Origin of the sequence: Bacillus sp. FSL K6-1284 (genome assembly GCF_038002625.1) — a bacterium.
Lineage (GTDB): Bacteria > Bacillota > Bacilli > Bacillales > Bacillaceae > Bacillus > Bacillus paralicheniformis.
The window spans coordinates 207,659-226,315 of sequence record NZ_JBBOCW010000001.1; the positions used below are offsets into that span (position 1 = coordinate 207,659).

Genomic DNA, 18,657 nt, shown 5'->3' on the forward strand with positions numbered 1-18,657 from the left:
AACAGTGAATGATTTATTTGATGAAATAAGAGATGAGTCGATTAATATTGGGGGGATTGATGGTTACAAATTCGGCTCCTTAAAAGAGATATTGCGAAATAAAAGATTTGTATTTCTTGGTGAAAGCAGCCATTGCGTCAAAGAATATATTGAGGCGAAGGCAAGCTTGATCAAATATCTGCATCAGGAATTAGGATTTCGTATTCTTGCTTTCGAAAGTGAATTGGGAGATTGCAGCATAGGAAATTATCTTTCAGAAGAACTTAGTGCCAAAGAAAATATGTCCGGTTCCATCGGGAAAGTTTGGCAAAACGAATTTATGCTTGATTTGTTTGAGTATATGAAGGAAACTCAACAGCGGCAGCCTTTGCATTTAACAGGCGTTGATGTTCAGCAGAGCATGGATAAGCACTTTTCCTCCTACATGCGTTCGCATTTGACAGGGGATCTCAGGAAAACGTTTGTAACATTTGATACGCGTACAAATGAGATGCTCGATAAAGATTATATGTTAAAGCGGCGTTTTAGGAAAACAGTAGAAGAAATTGAAAGAATAGGCCAAGGACTGATAAGGGAGCTTGAAAAACAGACTTTCCCCTCTGCTATGTTTCGTGATGTCGTGTTACAGACGATGAAAAACAGACTCAATTATTTTAAGGCGAATTTTACAAAAGGTTTTTCAAAATTGTTTGAATATCGTGATGAATTAATGGCGAAGAATCTTGAATTTTTATCTCAGCATGTTTATCCTGATGAGAAATTTATCATTTGGGCTCACAACCTTCACATCAAAAAACAAAGCAGCGTCAATCGGTTTTCACCATATCGATCATTTGTAGAAAACCTTCCGGAATTTATGAAAGAGGACAGTTTTGTTATTGGTCTTTACGCGGGAGAAGGAAGAATGGGTGACAACCAAGGAGGCGATCATCCTATCAAAAAAGTTAACAAAAAGCACATGGAGTGGCTGCTCAGCAATTCACCCCATCCCAATTTTTTTATACCATGTGCTTCAAAGTGGGGGGAAAAAAAGTGGAAGGCTTTTGAGGGAGGAGGCTTGCGTATTTCTTTCAAGCCGGTTCAACAGTATGACGGAGTTTTATTCTTTAAAAAAGTAACCCCAGCAGTTGTTAATGTTGAATAGGATGTTGACGGGTTAAGCATAACCTCTAAGGTGAAGATCTCTGCTTATAGGAATTTTTTGTTGGGAAAAGAACTTTTTCGTTATATTAAATTGCTGGTGGCGGCCAAAGGGAGGAAAACTGAAAGCTGTTTTTTTGGTTTTCAATGGTAAATGGGATTATTGCATGGAGTGCACAAGTCAGACCCAGGGTAATTTCATGGACGTATTAACTTTTGGTAAAGTCGTTTATCAGGACATCCATGAAAAGATATGTTCGGCAGATGAGGAAGGGAATCCTGTTCCCGAGATGCCGGAGATGGTGGTTGAGGAGAAATATGAAGAACTCCAAAGGTAAACTGGTAACGCGTTCACAGTTTCTTGAGAGGAAGATCTTCAACAAATCATGATAAAGGGATGGCCGAAGGCTTTTTTCACAGCTGGATCGGCTTGAAGACGATCTGAAAGTCATTCGTTAAAAGAGGGAGGGTATATTGATGACGACGTTTCCTGAGCATTTCATATAACCGCGTAATCGCGGACCTCCTCATCAAGTTTTTCTATAACCATTAAAAAGAGGAGGTTGATATACATGCGTACAGAGCAGGAAATCATCGATTTGATGCTGAAGGTCGCACGGGAGGACGACCGCGTTAGAGCGGTCGGCATGAACGGTTCGCGGACGAATCCGAATGTTCCGAAAGACCCTTTTCGCGATTATGATATGGTCTATGTTGTAACAGATATGCAGTCTTTTCTTGATGAGCCGGGCTGGGTTGACGTTTTTGGGGAGCGGATCATCATGCAGACGCCGGAAGCGATGGAGCTGTTTCCGAATGAGCTTGGCAACCGCTTTTCTTATTTGATGTTATTTACTGACGGTAGCCGCATTGATTTGATTCTTGTGCCTCTTGAAGAAAAGCTGGAATACTGCCGGGAAGACGGATTAACCGTGATCCTGCTCGATAAGGATCAGAACCTGCCCGTTATCCCGCCGCCGACGGATCGGGAATATTGGGTGCAAAAACCGTCCCCGCAATGCTTCGCCGACTGCTGCAATGAATTTTGGTGGACGTCGACATATGTGGCCAAAGGGTTGTGGCGGCAGGAAATTCTTTATGCACTCGATCATTTAAACCTCGTCAGGGCCATGCTGCTGAAAATGCTCGAATGGAAGGTCGGTTTTGAAACGGGCTTTTCGCTGAGCATAGGCAAGAATGCAAAGTTTCTTGATCGCTATGTTGATCGAAATACGTGGGAAAGGCTTTTGGAGACATATCCGCCAGCTGGTTATGAGCGTGTATGGAACAGTTTGTTTAAGATGTGGGATCTGTTTGAAGAGACAGCGGCAGCAGTCGCTGAACATCTGGCTGAACAATATCTTTTCGCAGAAGCCGAGAAAGTCAAACAGTACGTGAGACGCGTTCAGCAGCTGAAGCCTGATGCAAAGGTAATTGACTAATCAGATGATGGCCGCACTCCCGGCAGGTGAGCCGGGAGTGTGTTTTTTGCGGAGGTGAACGCCATGTTCAGTCTTAAAAAAATATTGAAGGGCCATTATGGAATCGACAGTGTGAACATTTCTCCCGAGCAAGGGGGATGGACAGCACTCGCTTATCAAGTAACCGATGGAAAAGCCGCTTTCTTTCTAAAAGTGTATGATAAAAATAGGGCATCGACAGCGAAATGGACGGCTCTGATTGATGATTATATGCCTGTTCTCAGGTGGCTGAGTGACCGCACCGCTCTCAGCGGGAAGCTGCCTGTGCCGCTTTTAACAACAAATGGAGAATACAAGTGCGAAGATGATGATGCGGTTTATGTGCTTTATGAATACATCGCCGGTGAAACCATTGGAGGTCGGCCGATCGGCAAAGACTGCGCGGAGAAGCTCGCCAGCATCATAGCGGAACTGCACCGATATGACGAGACGATCCCGGTGAAGACAGAAAGAATAAAAGAAAACTATGATATTTCGTTTTTAGGCGAGATAAAACAATGGCTTGATCACCTTCCTTGTGAGCTGGCGCCACTCATTCAACCCTACATCGGATCAATCCGCGGGATGATGGAGGCAGCCTTATCCCTGGCGGATGATTTGAAATGCGGAGGAAGAAGATTGGCTTTGTGCCATACAGATATTCATGGATGGAATTTGATGAAAACGGGCGGGGAATTGATTCTGATCGATTGGGAGGGCTTGAAATTGGCCCCTGTTGAAGCGGATCTGATGTTTTTTGCCAATCAACCGTATGTACAAGAGTTTTTGCGGGTTTACCGCGAGACTCATAAAGGGTTTGAAATTGATCAGAACGCTTTGCGGTTTTATCAGATCAGGCGAAGACTGGAGGACATATGGGAGTTTACAGAGCAGCTGGCGTTTGACATTCAGACAGAAAAAGAAAAGGCAGAGACGCTGAGCTTGCTGAAAAAGGAGCTTAAGGCCATAGAGGACAGAAAGATCAACTGTTAAAAAGCTAAACGGAGGAACACCTGTGATAAATTATCGTACTTTATTTTTTGATGTGGATGACACACTATTAGACTTCGGTGCAGCGGAAAAGTCAGCACTGCGGAAGCTTTTTCAGGAACAGCAAATTCCTTTAACAGCTGAAATAGAAGCGAATTATAGACGTATCAATCAAGGTTTATGGAGGGCGTTTGAAAAAGGGGAGATAGACCGCGGCCAAGTGGTAAATACGCGTTTTTCCCTTTTATTCAAAGAATATGGTCTAGAGGCTGACGGCGTTTTGCTTGAGGAGAAGTATCGCAGCTTCCTTGTAGAAGGGCATCAACTGATAGACGGCGCTTTTGAATTAATTGAAAGCCTGCAGGATCAATATGATTTATATATCGTGACGAACGGTATTTCAAAAACGCAGTATAAGCGTCTGCAAGCTTCGGGATTATACCCGATGTTTAAAGGGATTTTTGTTTCAGAGGACACCGGTTTTCAAAAACCGATGAAAGAATACTTTGATTACGTTTTTGAACGAATTCCTCATTTTTCTGCCGATCAAGGGCTGATCATCGGGGATTCATTGACAGCGGACATAAAAGGGGGGCGGCTGGCCGGATTGGATACATGCTGGATGAATCCGGGCATGTTAGCAAATGACACTGGTATTGTACCAACCTATCAAATACAAAAACTTGATGAGTTGTATAATATTTTAAACATTAAAAAAGCTGGCCATTGTTCATAAGGGAAAACGGGCGCATTTTGATTGGTGATTCAAGATGCGTACTGCTTTTTCCATTTCGCTAATATTATAAGAATATTCTTTATATTGGAATAGTTGTTTCCTAACAAATAGATAGAGTAAAATTTGTTCTCCTGAAAAAAACAATTGTATTTTTCGAGGGAATTTATTATGATGGAATAAGTAAATTTTGAGGTAAATCGTTAATTGAAATTATCAGATTTTTATTACTACTTAACACGATGAAGATGCTTTGTCATCATATAGTTTGGGGTGACATCAGCCGTGTAAGAGGAGGAAAAGAAGTGGCGAACAAAGAATTGAAGAGAGGCCTGGGCGCGCGCCACATCCAAATGATTGCGCTTGGCGGCACTATCGGCGTCGGTTTATTTATGGGATCTTCTAGCACGATAAAGTGGACAGGACCTTCCGTCCTGCTTGCTTATGCCATTTGCGGAATTTTTATCTTTTTTATTATGCGTGCAATGGGGGAAATGTTATATGTAGAACCAAGCACCGGTTCATTTGCGACATTCGGCCATCAATATATACACCCGTTGGCCGGATATATGACCGCGTGGAGCAACTGGTTTCAGTGGGTGATTGTCGGGATGTCCGAGATCATCGCCGTTGGGGAGTACATGAAGTACTGGTTTCCGGATCTGCCCGCTTGGATACCGGGCATTATCGCAATGGCGATTCTCGGAGGAGCAAACCTTGTCTCTGTTAAATCATTTGGTGAGTTTGAATTTTGGTTTGCGATGATTAAAATCGTTACAATTGTATTAATGATTGTAGCGGGGCTCGGGATTATTTTCTTCGGATTCGGCAACGGCGGACAAGCGATCGGGTTCTCAAACCTTTGGTCGCACGGCGGTTTCTTTACAGGCGGATTCTCTGGATTCTTCTTTGCGCTGTCACTAGTCATCGCCGCTTATCAAGGGGTCGAACTGATCGGAATTACGGCGGGGGAGGCAAAAGATCCGCAAAACACGCTGAGACACGCGATCCAAAGCATTATTTGGCGTATTTTAATTTTCTATATTGGCGCTATTTTCGTGATTGTCACAGTTTATCCTTGGGATGAGCTGAATGCAATTGGAAGTCCGTTTGTATCCACTTTTGCGAAAGTCGGAATTACGGCGGCCGCCGGCATTATTAACTTCGTCGTCATTACGGCGGCAATGTCCGGCTGTAACAGCGGCATTTTCAGTGCGGGCCGCATGCTTTATACATTGGGAGTAAACGGGCAAGCGCCAAAATTCTTTACGAAGATTTCCAGAAATGGCGTGCCGTTATACGGGACGATTGCCGTCCTGATCGGTTTGGCAATCGGCGTCGTTTTAAATTATATTGCGCCGCCTAATATTTTTGTGTATGTATACAGTGCGAGCGTGCTCCCGGGGATGATTCCGTGGTTTGTCATTCTGCTCAGCCATATCGGATTCAGAAAAGCAAAAGGGGCTGAAATTGACAAACATCCGTTCAAAATGCCTTTCGCCCCTGTGACGAACTATTTGACGATTGGTTTCCTGCTTATGGTATTGGTGGGCATGTGGTTCAACAATGACACACGCGTGTCACTGATTGTCGGGGTTATTTTCCTTGCGGTTGTTGCCGCCAGCTACTATGCGTTTGGAATTGGCAAGCGTGCCTCAGCTGATCGGAATAAATAATGAAATCTTTAAGGCGCTTGGGGCTGTCAAGTTGTTATTGGCAGCCTTCTCAGGGCGCTATGCTCAAGAACCAGCTCCTGGTTCTTTTTTTATAAGCTTGGCCTTGTTTAAATGCGGGCGCCAATGATGGGAAGAAACCCGCCCCGCCCACTCCGGCGCGCCTCTGGGTGCCACTTCAAGCAACGGCATATCCAACATCGGGTCCGAAAGATGTTGTGATTCAAGTGAAGAAGCAAAACCACACCACACAGTAAAGGCTTATGAAAAGGTATAAGGGGGGTCTTTTTCCTTCCAAAAGAAAAAGCCAGCAGAAAACAGGAGCGTCTCTGCAAGCTGAAAAAAGCCGCTATGTGAAAAGGTTTGCCGCAACACGTGTATCGCCCTCATAACAACACAATCAATGAATTGATATGGATCCGATGAGAAGCGCGCATCCTGTCATAACGATAACAGCGAGCACTGCCCACTTTATCGCAAATTTTTGATGATCGTCGATGGAAACCCCGACAAGTCCAACAAGCAAATGTGTTGAAGGCACAAGCGGGCTCAGCATATGAATCGGCTGGCCGATGATGGAGGCTCTTGCAATTTCGACCTTATTAACACCGTATGCGACAGCGGTTTCTGATAAAATCGGGAGCACTCCGTAAAAATACGCGTCATTCGGCATCAGAAAAGTGAAAATGCCGCTTGTTAAGGCTACAATCATCGGAATAAAGCCGCCCATTTGTTCAGGAATCATAGACGCAAGCGAAATCGCCATTTCATCTACCATTTTTGTGCCTGTTAGTATTCCGGTAAAGACCCCTGCGGCAAATATCATTGAGCCGATAGCCAATACATTGCTCGAATGCGCCGAAATTCGCTGTCTCTGATGATCGAGGTTTGGATAATTGACAATCAATGCGATGCAGAACGCGATAATAAACAGAACGGTCAAGCTTACTTTTCCTGATATGAGAAGCCCTATCAATGAAAGCGTCAACAATAAGTTGAACCACCAAAGCTTCGGACGCTTCCACTCATCCTCCGCAGCAGCGGCCGTTTCATTGGCACCAGCCGGATGTTTGAGTTCAATCACGCCGAGGCGTTTTCGCTCCGCTTTTCCGAGCATATACGCAACTCCGATCATACAAAGCATGCCGCTTGCGATGACAGGTATCATCGGGCCGGTCAATTCAGCCGGGTCAACTCCGAGCGCACTCGCTGCCCGCGGTGTTGCGCCTCCCCATGGAATCGTATTCATAATCCCCATGCCGACTCCTGCGATTCCCGCTAATATAATCGGGCGGATGCCAAGCAGCAAATAGAGCGGGAGCATCGCGCTCGTTGTAATCATATATGTTGTTGATCCGTCTCCGTCCAATGCGACTAGCATCGTGAGCACCGCGGTGCCGACGACGATTTTTAACGGATCGCCTTTGACCATTTTTAATATTTTTGTGACCATTGGATCAAACAGGCCAGTATCAATCATAATCCCGAAATATAAAATCGCAAACATAATCATAACGGCGGTTGGCGCGACCTGCTGAATCCCCGAAATCATCATGTCACCGACATCGCTGAATCTGAATCCAGCGATCAGCGCAAACACTATCGGTGTCAAGACCAATGCCGTTAGAACAGAAAGCCGTTTTGTCATGATCAATACCATAAACACAAGCATCATGAAAAAGCCTAAAATTGCTAACACAGTTATTCCCCCCCCTTGTATGAATCCGCTTACATTTTTTCTCTCCTGATCCCCTTATGCTTTGCCTTTTTGTCATCATAAGAGAAGAACTTTCTGAAGTAAATAATTTGGTTTTTATGTATTTTTAATTTTTTAAAACCATTTTGTTCTTTTTGACCATTTTTAAGTACATAAAAAAAGTATTCCGCAGACGCGAAATACCCGGTTAATCTCCAGCTATGATGTTTTGATAAAATGCTGATTGCTCCTCAAGGAATCGTCTCGTTTCCTTGCTGTTTAAATAATAGCTTTCCCATTCCTGTTCATTTATTTTCTGCTTCCATTCCGGCGAAGATGTGATTTTTTTAAACACTTGATCCCAGTAGGAGATTTCTTCTTTGGTCATATTTTTCGGGCCTAATACACCTCTCCAATGGGAAAATACAAACGGGATGCCCTGTTCTTTCCACGTCGGTACATGCGGATAAGCGGGAAGCCTTTTGTCTGAAGTAACAGCCCCAAGTGTGATGCTGCCGCTCCGTTCATATGTTTTAGCTTCTGATAGAGTCATCGAAGCGGCGTCAATTTCATGTCCGATAAGCGCCTGAATGAGCTCTTCGCTGCTTTCATACTGTAAATATTGAATGTTAAAAGGGTCAACTCCGTACATATCGGCCGCCCTGACGAATGACAGCTGGTCATCATTTCCAAGTCCGGGGGAAAAACCGATTTTTACCTTGCCGGGGTTCTTTTTGATCTCATTCAGCAAATCCTTTCCGCTCTTTATTTCTGATCCTTTTGGAAGAGCGATCGTCTGCCATTCTTTTGCAAGAATCGCCAGCGGGGTGAAATCGTCTGTTTTCAGTTTGCTCTGTCCGAGAATGTAATTGCTCAGCATTAAGCTGGATGTCATACCGATGGTGTACGTATCGCTGTTATTTATATACTTCCAGCCTTTGTCACCGCCGCTTCCGGGTTTATAAACGATCTTCACTTCGCTTTTTATCACTTGTTTTTGTTTAAGGACGGATTGTATCGCCTGAGCCGTTAAATCCCAGCCGCCCGAAGGCTCAGCGGGTACGACGATTTCAACCGGCCCTCCCGGGGGACGCGGGGCGGACGAGTGTCTTTCATCTCCCGAAATTAAGATCAATAGACAAATCATTATGATCGCAAGGTTCTTCATGTTTATTCATCCGCCAAATAGTATTTTCTCTCCGGTCTTCCGATAATTCCGTATTCCAGCTCAGCGCGCGCTTCTTCTTTTGACACGAGATATTCGGCATAGCGGCGGGCTGTTGTACGTGAAGCCCCCATTTTTTCACCGAGTTCTTCGGCTGTCATTCCTTTGGCTGCGTCTTGCAGAACATCCCTGATTTTTTTCAGTGTAATCGAATTGATACCTGTCGGCAAATCCTCAGTTTGACGGGATCTGCTGGAGCAGCCTCCGAAGATTTGGTCAATCATTGATTGGCTGACCTGTGGCTGAGAAAGCAGTGTTTGCCTTTTTTTCTTATATTGAAGCAGCACCTGTTTGAATTTTTCGGCAGTCACAGGCTTAATCAAATAGTGTACAATTCCCGCCCGGAGCGATTCCTGTAAATGACATGTTTCGGTTGCTGCTGTGATGATCATGATATCCACTTCCGGAAACCGGTTTCGAATGACAGGAATCAATGTTGTGCCCATCTCATCCGGCATGTAAATATCCAACAGCAGCAAGTCGGCCTTTCGGGCCTCGAGAATTTCTATTGTTTCTTTGGCATTGGCCGCTTTACCGATAATGTTGAATCCATCAAGCTGTTCGATCAATCTTTCATGAATTTGCGCTACACGGAAATCATCCTCCGCGATCACGATATCAATCAAATGGATTCCCCCTCTCGTGTTTGCTTCTCCTTCGGTATAAAAACGGTAAATACCGCTCCGCCGCCTTTTTGATTGGCCACTTCTATCCAACCGTCAAGTTCACGTACAGATTCCTTTACGTTGGCCAGCCCGTAGCCTCTCTTCATCCCCTTTGAAGAATATCCTCGTTCAAAGATGGCTTTCAGCTTATCAGGCGCTATGCCGCATCCTGTGTCAGCCACTTCTATGACAATATCGCGGCCAATGTCCGTGATGAAAAATGAAACAAGCCGCACATTTTGCTCAGCTACGGCTTCGAAAGCGTTATCAATTAAATTCCCGATAATCGTAATGAGATGAGACATCCCGATATGCTCAGGAAGCGGCTCAAGCGTGCTGTTTTCATCAATGGACAACTTAACTTTTTTCTCTGAAGCCTTTCCCATTTTGCCCAACAGGATAGCCTGCACCTGCTGTGAATGAATGTTTTTGAATAAAATATCGTGCTGTTCATTTTGAATGGCGTATTCTTCTTTAATCAGGTCGATCGCTGCTTCATACTCACCTAGCTCAAGCAGACCTAGGATCACATAAAGCTTATTTGAGAATTCATGTGTTTGCGCGCGGAGATCTTCAGAGTATTTTTGCACCTCTGTCAGCGTGTCAATGAGCCTTTTTAACTCGGTCTTTTGACGGAAACTTACGACAATTCCGTAAGTTTGACCGTTTTGGAGCATCATTTTTGTATTTAAAATAAAGACTTGATCGTTGACGCAGACCTCCTGATTCAGCAACATCTGCCGGTGATGAAGGACAGGCATTAGTCCGGCTCCGGGCATGATGTCATCAATTGGCCGGTTGACCACAGGTTCGGGAAGCTTAAGCATTTCTGCCGCCGATACGTTCATCATTGTAACGACTCCTTCACGATTGGTGGCAATAATCCCTTCTTTAATCGCACGCAGCATCGCATTTCGTTCCCGGTAAAGAGATGCGATCTCTTGGGGTTCAAGGCCAAGCGTATCTTTTCTAATGCTTTTGGCAAGAGCGGCGGCACCCGCAAATCCTAAGAGCAAAACGAGAACAGCCATGAAGCTCAATTTTCTCACATTCTCTTTAATACCTTGTTCTGTCTCGTTTAACAGAAAATCAACAGACACACTGCCGATGACCTTGCTGTAACCACTTTGTTCCTGGATAATCGGCGCACTTCCTCTGATCACCATACGGTCATCGTTTTTTGTTTCAGAGATGTGAGAGCCGCCGAACAAGATTTTTCTGCTTCTTGTCAGCTTCGTTTCCCCTCTCTTTTCCGAGGCGATTTTGATCTCTCCCTTTTCGTCGAGGACATAAATAGTATAGGCGCCGGTCTGTTCTTTCATCTGTTCAATGACCTCTTGCACCTCTCCCTTATGCCCGCGCTTCGCTTGAAAGAGTTCTTTTACCGGAGGCATATAAGAAATGGTTTTTGCAGTCTGAACGGCAAGCTGTTCGAACTGTTTTCTTCCTTCTTTTGTTTGCTGAACGGCAAACGTGACTGTCAGCAAGCCGATTACTAAGATAAGCAGTGCTGCAATCAAGCCCATAATTTTTGTTTGCAGAGAAAAATTGACCCGTTTTTTGACCACAGGCACCAGCCGTCCTTTCTACCAAAAATCATACCACTTTTTATTCGGAAATTTTGGCATTTTTAAAATATCCTTTGTAAGATAACGAAAAATGCAAGTATATCTTATAAGTGATGATTTCATAATGCAGGATCAGTTTTAGGACAGTGGGCTGTTAGTTTTTTAAGCTGGGATCCGGTTTTATCCCACATATAGATCTAAATCCAGAAGGAAGTCTGCCTCCGGCCGCAGGACGGATCTTCGCATGACGATTGGAGGAAGCTGTCGCCCTCGCGAACACCGCCCTTGCATATCATGGAAAATCTATTGATTCGCATATTGTGGCGGCCCGTCTACTGCTGTTGACTACTAAAACAACTCACAAAACATGCGCTCATTAATATTCAACAATACAATCCCGGCAGTTTACGGCGTTCACCAGCCGGTCGAGCTTTAGAACCCGGTTTAACGGAGAGTGGAAGATGACGTACGTTTAAAATGATTTAACATTCATCGGTCGAATCGATCATTTGAATAAAGTTAAGGGCAGATGGAGATAGATGATCCTCCGTCCTTACGCATAGTGAAATCGGGTTCTTTATTACGGCTTTATCAACATGAACCTTTGCGATGTCTCCTCGGGCGATATATTCGTTTACTTCAAGAGCGGATACGAATGTTACACCGTATCCTTCCATAACTGTTCTGATTGTTTCGTTTAATCCGTTTATTTGTACGCCCATATTTGGTTTTCCCGCGTTATGCAGGTTGCACAGCGAAATCAATTTTTTCCGCGAAAAACTTCCTTCCTCGCGAAAGATGAAGGGTTCTTTTACAATCTCCTCTAATGCCACGTGCTGTGAGGCAAACTTATGATTTTGATTGACTACGAACAACATGTCATCTTCAAAAAGTAATTTTCCTTTAAGCAGCGGGCTGAACTCCGTAATGCCCCCAATAAAGCCGATATCTACTTCATAATTAACCAGTTGATCGATAGCCTTTTGATAATTAATGGTCGAAATCTCCACATCTGTTCCAGGATAAAGCTTTTTATAGCGGCTGAGCCATCTTGGCAGCAAATAATTGGCGGGGAGGAAGGTGGCGGCAATACGTAGTTTTCCAATTGACCCTTCCCTTAACTGTTCCACATACAATTCAATTTCTTTTTCAAGTGAAAACAGCCGCTTTGCCTGTTTTGCAAGCTCTGCGCCGGACTGTGTCAGCAGAATCCCCCTGCCTTTAGGAACGAATAAGGTGCAGTCGATCTCGCGTTCTAATTTCTTAATTTGCGAGGTGACGGCAGGCTGGCTGATGTTTAGCTGTTTGGCAGCTTGGGTGACGCTGCCTGTTTGAGCGACCGAATAGAACAATCGCAGTGCATGTAGATTCATATTTTACACCTCTATTTATAACTAAAAGTTATCAATATCAAATAAAGATATATTAGAGTTATCTAAATACTTTTACTATTATAAAGTTGAACAACATGTTTTACAAGAAAGGAGAAACGGCTATGAGTACGCTTATCCTAAATAAAACAGCTTATTGCAAGTCTCCGTATGATGTATGGCTGGAGGAATTGAACGAACCGGTGGCCATGCTGACTTCAACCGATCGTGCGGATGAATGCAGAAATTATGATGTGATCGAAGCGTTTGACGATTATCCGGTTAATGGATGCATCGAAATGCGCGCTTTGGAGCTGAATGAAACGTATCACTTTAAAACGATTATTGCATCATCAGAATTTGATATGTTGAGGGCGGGGAAGCTGAGGTCGCTTTTGGGTATAAAAGGGCAGTCTTACGAAAGCGCTCTGTTGTTCCGCAACAAAATATTAATGAAAGAGCAGGTCAGAAAAGCCGGTGTAAAGGTTCCGGACTTTAAGAAAATCGACTCGGCGGCCGACTTATATACGTTTGTTCAAACTTTCGGTTTTCCTGTGGTCGTTAAGCCTATTTGCGGATCGGGGTCTGTTGATACAACCGTTTTAAGGGATCGGCAGGACGTGTGGAATTTTCTTTCGAAAGGTCTTCCTGATCATCTGAAGGTTGAGTCGTTTATCGAAGGGGATATGTATCATATAGACGGTCTGATCCTTGATGGAGAGACTGTCCTCAGCTGGCCGTCGCGTTATATCAACGGATGTCTGGCTTTTCAGGAACAACAGTTTTTAGGCAGCCTCCAGCTTGAAGGGGAAAATCCGCTCACCCGGCGGTTGACTGATTTTGTTCAAAAAGCGCTTGCTGCCCTTCCTGTTCCGGATATTACAACATTCCATGCTGAAGTGTTTCATACACCGGATGATGAATTGGTATTTTGTGAAGTGGCCAGCAGAACCGGCGGCGCTATGGTTCGTGAAGCTACTGCGCAGACTTTCGGCTTTGATATCAATGAAGCGTGTGTTAAAGCGCAATGCGGCCTGGACTTTCATATTCCGGCGGTGAACAACAATCCGCACCGCCTAAGCGGCTGGCTGTTGATTCCACCAAAAGACGGCGTGCTGAAAGAAATCAAGCCGGCACCAGCTACAGACTGGCTAGCGCAACAAAATATTTTCGCTCAAGCCGGAGACAGGTTCCACGGCTCGTCTTCCAGTGTAGACGCAATTGCAGGCTGTTTGATTACCGGGCACACAGAAGCCGAATTAAGCGGCCGCATCAGCCGGCTTGCAACGCGGTTTCATGATCATACCGAATGGGAAAAGACTTCGGATGTTTGCGCAATTTAAAGCATTCAGCCGCCTTCACCCGTTGATCCGATTTTTGCTGATAGGCACGCTTGTCACAAAGGCGGCTAAGTCGATGACAACCCCGTTTTTGGCACTCTATCTTCATATGAAAACGGGAGCCGATTTTGGAACCATCGGGCTTGTGATCGGTTTCGGCTATTTTTCAAGCACTGTAGGAGGGGTAGTCGGAGGAGCGCTTTCAGATAAAATCGGCAGAAAAAAAGTGATGCTTTCATCCATTTTCATTTGGAGCTTTGTATTCATTCTTTTTGGACTTGTCCATGATTTCATGTGGTTTTTATTGCTAAATATTTTAAGCGGGCTTTGCCATTCGTGTTTTGAACCTGTGTCAAAGGCTTTGATGGCTGAGTTATCGGAACGGGAGATGAGATTCCGCATTTTCTCTTTGCGGTATTTGGCCATTAATATTGGAGCCGCTGTCGGACCTTTATTGGGCACTTATTTCGGTCTTGCCAAAACCGGAACGCCGTTTATCATCACAGGGCTTGTCTATTTTGGCTATGCTGCACTTTTAAGCTTGATGATGATTCGGCTGATCACGGTGAAAGAGACAAAAACCGCTTCTGAAAAAATTCAGGCAGGTTCCGTTTTGAAAACGTTAAAGCAAGACAAGGCTCTTCGATTTTATATAGCCGGCGGCATCCTTTTTTTGTTCAGCTATTCGCAAATGGAAAGTACTTTGCTGCAGTATTTAAATAACGACTTTGCAAACGGAGTTAAAATATTTTCGACTTTAATTACGTTAAACGCAGTGACGGTCATCCTTTTACAAGTGCCGCTCACCCGTTTATTTGAGAAGTATAAATCCTTAACAACAATATCAATTGGAACCGTTTTTTGCATGTTGGGGAATGTCGGTTTTTCTGTCGCAAATGGCTGGATTGTTTTTATGCTTTCGATGTTTGTTCTGACAATCGGCGAAATTTTATGTTTTCCTTCAATGAATGTCCTTTTGGACGAGCTTGCTCCGGATCATATGAAGGGCGCGTATTACGGCATGCAACACTTATACAACATCGGTGAATTTTTAGGGCCTTGGCTGGGGGGAATGATGCTTGCCTTGTACGGGGGAAAAGCCGTCTTTCTCATTGCTGCGTGTTCAGTCTTCTTCGCTCTAGGTGCCTACCATCTGGGAAGGAGAAAGTTTTTATCTGCACAGCATCATGGTGTATCGCCTTTTTCTTATTGAAAATTTAGGCCGCTCATGCATGAATCATCAAGAATTCACCCAACCTATAAGGTAAAAAAGGAGATTGAATCATGGACACAACATTGGGCTACCTCCGTGAGTCACTGTCGAATCACCTTGAACACGGCATAGGACAAAACATTTACAGAAAAATCGTTTCCGGGCGATATGCCAATGAAGAAGAGTTTGTCGAGCACTTGGAGGAGCGGGAAATGGAATTTCTGAATCAAGTGCTTGAACATGAGATGAAATATGCGCTGAATGAACAGGACCATAAACGAACAAGAGAATTAAACGAAGTGTATGAACTGTTGTTTTGAAAGGCGGGCATGAACAATGGGTGCAATAGAGCGGAACGGATACACGTTTGAACCGGAATACAGCGTGACCAGACAAAACGGCGCCATCCATGTATACCGGCGCGGCCGGTTTGTCGAGGAGATTCCCTTTGAGTTTCACGGAGAGTTTCCAGAACATGATTTAATTGAAGAGCTTGTCAATCATTATTGCTATGAAAATAAAATATAAGGTTTGAAGAGGCTGCCGACGGGCGGCTTTTATTTTTGGATTTTGATATCTATCATCCGCTTGCAGTTTTTACAAGGCAGCAGAAAAGCTGCCATAAATATGACAGCTCATGCATCGCTATTTTTTCTTTTCATCGTAGTATTGAACAGGGTACATGGATCCTTCCGATACCATTTTGTTATCTTCGATATCATGCGGAGACGGATGGCCTGCTTTTTCAACCGGGAATGAATCTACGTTGTGTTTTTCCGAAAAGTAAGGGATCTTTTCTTTGACGCTTTGCAAGTACGATTTCAGTTTTTGTCTTCTTGTTTCGTCTTTGAGCATATATGCGGTGACTCCGGCGGCAACGGCGAGACCTGAGATCAGATTCTTTTGCTTCATGGTCATAACCCCTTTCTGATTAGGTGTTTGCAGATGTTATTCCCATGATGGCATCCGTTTAAACCAACTGATCGAGCGCTTCGTCTATATTCGTCGTCGGCTGCCTGCAGGCGAAGTTTTCACAAATATAGACGGTCGTTTTATTATCGACTGTTTTGTATTCGGTCGCAAAGTCGGCGATCCCTTTGAAATCGTCAGGCGCTTCTGCGGCGAGGACGGCATAATTCGGCTGGAAGGCCTGCTGCAAAGTGCTTACGATCTTCTGCCTGTCCGGGTCATGGCGCTTTCCGAGCACAACGATTTCTTTTTGCGGCATGACATGGCTCAGCAGGCCTTGGAGAAAGTTTGTATGGCCGCTCGGATAAGCGGAGACATCTCCATGGAATGCAGAAAACATTTTTGCCGCTTGATCATGGAACGATAAATCGCCAGTCAGCCGACCCAACCGGGACAGCTGCACGGCCAGGACGCCGTTTCCGGACGGGAGGGCGCCGTCGTATACTTCTTTATCCCGCACGATCAAAGCCTCGGCATCGCTTCCCGTAAAATAAAAACCGCCGTGCTCATCATCCCAGAACAGCGCGGTCATGTCCGCTGCGAGTTTTTTGGCTTTTCGCAAATCGGTTAAATCAAGTGATGCTTCATACAATTCGATGTAGGCCCACAGCAGGAAGGCGTAGTCATCGATAAACCCTTTATGTTTCACCTCGCCGTCACGGTAGCGGACCATGACGCGTCCGTCTTGAATCAATTTATGCTCAATGAAATCGACTGCAGCCCGCGCCATCTCCAAGTATTCGGGCGCATTGTAGACTTTCGCCGCTTTGGCAAGACCCGCAATCATCAGAGCATTCCAAGATGTCAGCACTTTGTCGTCGACATGGGGATACGTTCTTTCCTGCCGTTTTTCAAAAAGTTTTGTTCTCGCTTCTTCAAGCTTGTTCTGAAGTTCTTCATCTGTCAGCGCGAATTCATCTTTAATGTCTTCCAGTCTGGTGTAGATCAAGTTTGGGATATTGTGGCCTTCAAAATTCCCTTCTTGCGTGATGTTGTAAACAGCGCAATGCAATTCGCCGAGTTCTTCCCCGAGCGTTTCGAGGACTTCGTCTTTTGACCACACATAATATTTGCCTTCCACGCCTTCCGTGTCGGCATCAAGCGCTGAATAAAAAGCGCCTTTGTCATCGGTCATTTCGCGGCGGACAAATGTGATGATCTGCTCGGAAATCTGTTTATACCGTTCGTTTTTCGTGATTTGATAGGCTTCAGTATATGCGATCAGCAATAAAGCATTATCGTAAAGCATTTTTTCAAAGTGGGGAACGAGCCATTCGTCGTCTGTCGAATAGCGGGCGAACCCGTAGCCGACATGGTCGTAAATGCCGCCGTTCGCCATGCTGTCCAACGTTTTCGTCACGCTGTACAGCGCGTTTTCCTCGCCGCTGTATTGATGATAGCGAAGCAGAAATGCCAGCATATGGGGGATCGGAAATTTCGGCGCGCTTCCGAAACCGCCGTACGCCGCATCGAAGCTGTTGATCAGCTGCTGATACGTCCGTCTCAACATATCTTCGCCGAGCGAATCGCCGGCATTGCTTTTCGCTTTGATTCTCAGATTGTTGGCCGCTTTTTCAGCAATATCCTCAACATGTTCCCGGTTTTTCGCGAAAGTATCGGAAAGCTGCTTCACTACCTCAACAAACCCCGGCCGGTTAAATCGGCTCGTCTTCGGAAAATATGTACCCGCATAAAACGGCTTCTGATCAGGCGTTAAAAACACGTTCAGCGGCCAGCCGCCCTGCCCCGTCATCATCTGGCAGATCGTCATATAAATTGAATCCACATCTGGCCGCTCCTCGCGATCCACTTTAATAGAGACGAATTTTTCATTTAGGAGCTTCGCGACTTCTTCATCTTCGAAGCTTTCATGAGCCATGACATGGCACCAATGACAAGTCGAATAGCCGATGCTGACCAGAACTGGCTTGTTTTCGCGTTTTGCTTTTTCGAATGCTTCTTCTCCCCAAGGGAACCAGTTGACGGGGTTGTGGGCGTGTTGGAGTAAATATGGAGACTTCTCAGCGATTAATCTATTGGGTTTACTTTTGTTTGGCATGGGATCACCTTCTTCCTATAATTAGTGTATACTTAACTTAACACATTTTTTCAAAAATAATCCCTGTTTCTTTATACAGCTGACTGTTCTTTAAAATTGTACGTATTATCCCCGAAGCATTTAAAACACCTAATATAACTAACAAAGACAATAACTTGAAATACCTTTATCGGTGTTCCAACAGCAAATGAAATAATCATCGTTACAACGGGAACAAGGTTGAAAAATAAAGATGTTTTACTTGCCCCAATCTCCTTAATCCTCTGGAAAAGTATCAAACAAAGTTGATCAATTCCCTGTTAACAATATAAACAAATTGTTTGAACGGCTTTTCATGGGGATAAGGCTAGAACAGATAATCAAGGAACCGGACTTGGGCTTGCTATATCAAAAAGAATTGTAGAACCTCACCATGGTCATATCCATGCGGAGTATAAAGAAGGCTGGATCAGCTTTATTGTTGAACATCCAATCCGGATGTAATGGCATATGGGATTAAAAGTTCCATATGCTTTTTTCATCTTAACCGATTTTGCAAGGTGTTTTTTCATTCTCA

16 protein-coding genes and 3 pseudogenes are annotated in these 18,657 nt (G+C 44.6%); 11 read left to right on the plus strand and 8 right to left on the minus strand.

Annotated features, from left to right (window positions below):
• Positions 1–4 precede the first annotated feature (4 nt).
• The 6 genes from MHB72_RS01180 (at position 5) to MHB72_RS01205 (ending at position 5,999) form a co-directional block, all read left to right on the plus strand.
• Entirely contained in the window at positions 5–1,144 is a 1,140-nt protein-coding gene (locus tag MHB72_RS01180; protein ID WP_216921727.1) for an erythromycin esterase family protein, read from the plus strand.
• A 196-nt stretch (positions 1,145–1,340) separates the two neighbouring features.
• Positions 1,341–1,478 (plus strand): hypothetical protein, encoded by a 138-nt coding sequence (locus MHB72_RS01185; protein ID WP_179289535.1) that lies wholly within the window; start codon positions 1,341–1,343, stop codon positions 1,476–1,478.
• 234 nt (positions 1,479–1,712) lie between these two features.
• On the plus strand, positions 1,713–2,582 hold the full coding sequence (locus MHB72_RS01190; protein ID WP_216921724.1) for an aminoglycoside 6-adenylyltransferase: 870 nt from the start codon (positions 1,713–1,715) through the stop codon (positions 2,580–2,582).
• Positions 2,583–2,645: 63 nt separating this feature from the next.
• Positions 2,646–3,593: a phosphotransferase family protein gene (locus MHB72_RS01195; RefSeq protein WP_216921721.1), complete on the plus strand. Its 948-nt coding sequence runs from the start codon at positions 2,646–2,648 to the stop codon at positions 3,591–3,593.
• A gap of 22 nt (positions 3,594–3,615) precedes the next feature.
• The gene (locus MHB72_RS01200; protein WP_216921718.1) at positions 3,616–4,326 is read left to right on the plus strand and encodes a YjjG family noncanonical pyrimidine nucleotidase; all 711 of its coding nucleotides are present in this window, start codon (positions 3,616–3,618) and stop codon (positions 4,324–4,326) included.
• A 302-nt stretch (positions 4,327–4,628) separates the two neighbouring features.
• A complete protein-coding gene (locus tag MHB72_RS01205) occupies positions 4,629–5,999 on the plus strand; it encodes an amino acid permease (protein ID WP_216921715.1) in 1,371 nt (456 codons plus the stop codon).
• A 397-nt stretch (positions 6,000–6,396) separates the two neighbouring features.
• Here the strand turns inward: MHB72_RS01205 and MHB72_RS01210 are convergent, their stop codons facing one another.
• The 5 genes and pseudogenes from MHB72_RS01210 to MHB72_RS01230 form a co-directional block, all read right to left on the minus strand.
• Positions 6,397–7,695 carry a citrate:proton symporter gene (locus MHB72_RS01210; RefSeq protein ID WP_216921712.1) on the minus strand — a complete coding sequence of 433 codons (1,299 nt, stop codon included), beginning with the start codon at positions 7,693–7,695 and terminating at the stop codon, positions 6,397–6,399.
• A 205-nt stretch (positions 7,696–7,900) separates the two neighbouring features.
• Positions 7,901–8,860 (minus strand): tripartite tricarboxylate transporter substrate binding protein, encoded by a 960-nt coding sequence (locus MHB72_RS01215; RefSeq protein WP_216921709.1) that lies wholly within the window; start codon positions 8,858–8,860, stop codon positions 7,901–7,903.
• Positions 8,861–8,862: 2 nt separating this feature from the next.
• Positions 8,863–9,543 (minus strand): response regulator, encoded by a 681-nt coding sequence (locus MHB72_RS01220; RefSeq protein WP_216921706.1) that lies wholly within the window; start codon positions 9,541–9,543, stop codon positions 8,863–8,865.
• Positions 9,536–11,150, minus strand: a pseudogene (locus MHB72_RS01225) (ATP-binding protein). The gene MHB72_RS01220 and the pseudogene MHB72_RS01225 overlap by 8 nt, the downstream one beginning before the upstream one ends.
• A gap of 482 nt (positions 11,151–11,632) precedes the next feature.
• A complete protein-coding gene (locus MHB72_RS01230; protein WP_216921701.1) occupies positions 11,633–12,523 on the minus strand; it encodes a LysR family transcriptional regulator in 891 nt (296 codons plus the stop codon).
• A 122-nt stretch (positions 12,524–12,645) separates the two neighbouring features.
• Between MHB72_RS01230 and MHB72_RS01235 the strand changes: the two genes are divergently transcribed.
• The 4 genes from MHB72_RS01235 to MHB72_RS01250 all read left to right on the plus strand — a co-directional run bounded on the left by MHB72_RS01235 (position 12,646) and on the right by MHB72_RS01250 (position 15,601).
• Complete coding sequence (locus MHB72_RS01235; protein ID WP_216921700.1) at positions 12,646–13,863, plus strand: ATP-grasp domain-containing protein; 1,218 nt, start codon at positions 12,646–12,648, stop codon at positions 13,861–13,863.
• On the plus strand, positions 13,847–15,073 hold the full coding sequence (locus MHB72_RS01240) for an MDR family MFS transporter (RefSeq protein ID WP_216921698.1): 1,227 nt from the start codon (positions 13,847–13,849) through the stop codon (positions 15,071–15,073). The genes MHB72_RS01235 and MHB72_RS01240 overlap by 17 nt, the downstream gene beginning before the upstream one ends.
• Positions 15,074–15,144: 71 nt before the next feature.
• Positions 15,145–15,393, plus strand: coding sequence for a sigma-G-dependent sporulation-specific acid-soluble spore protein CsgA (locus MHB72_RS01245; RefSeq protein WP_003178498.1), 249 nt, complete (start codon positions 15,145–15,147; stop codon positions 15,391–15,393).
• A 16-nt stretch (positions 15,394–15,409) separates the two neighbouring features.
• Entirely contained in the window at positions 15,410–15,601 is a 192-nt protein-coding gene (locus MHB72_RS01250) for a YbxH family protein (RefSeq protein ID WP_003178500.1), read from the plus strand.
• 117 nt (positions 15,602–15,718) lie between these two features.
• Here the strand turns inward: MHB72_RS01250 and MHB72_RS01255 are convergent, their stop codons facing one another.
• The 3 genes and pseudogenes from MHB72_RS01255 to MHB72_RS01265 form a co-directional block, all read right to left on the minus strand.
• On the minus strand, positions 15,719–15,985 hold the full coding sequence (locus MHB72_RS01255; protein WP_020449946.1) for a hypothetical protein: 267 nt from the start codon (positions 15,983–15,985) through the stop codon (positions 15,719–15,721).
• 58 nt (positions 15,986–16,043) lie between these two features.
• Positions 16,044–18,101 (minus strand): thioredoxin domain-containing protein, encoded by a 2,058-nt coding sequence (locus tag MHB72_RS01260; RefSeq protein ID WP_216921695.1) that lies wholly within the window; start codon positions 18,099–18,101, stop codon positions 16,044–16,046.
• Positions 18,102–18,138: 37 nt separating this feature from the next.
• A pseudogene (locus MHB72_RS01265) lies at positions 18,139–18,367 on the minus strand (EamA family transporter); the annotation flags it as partial.
• 2 nt (positions 18,368–18,369) lie between these two features.
• Here MHB72_RS01265 and MHB72_RS01270 point away from each other — a divergent pair.
• Positions 18,370–18,584, plus strand: a pseudogene (locus tag MHB72_RS01270) (ATP-binding protein); the annotation flags it as partial.
• Between the last annotated feature and the right edge of the window lie 73 nt (positions 18,585–18,657).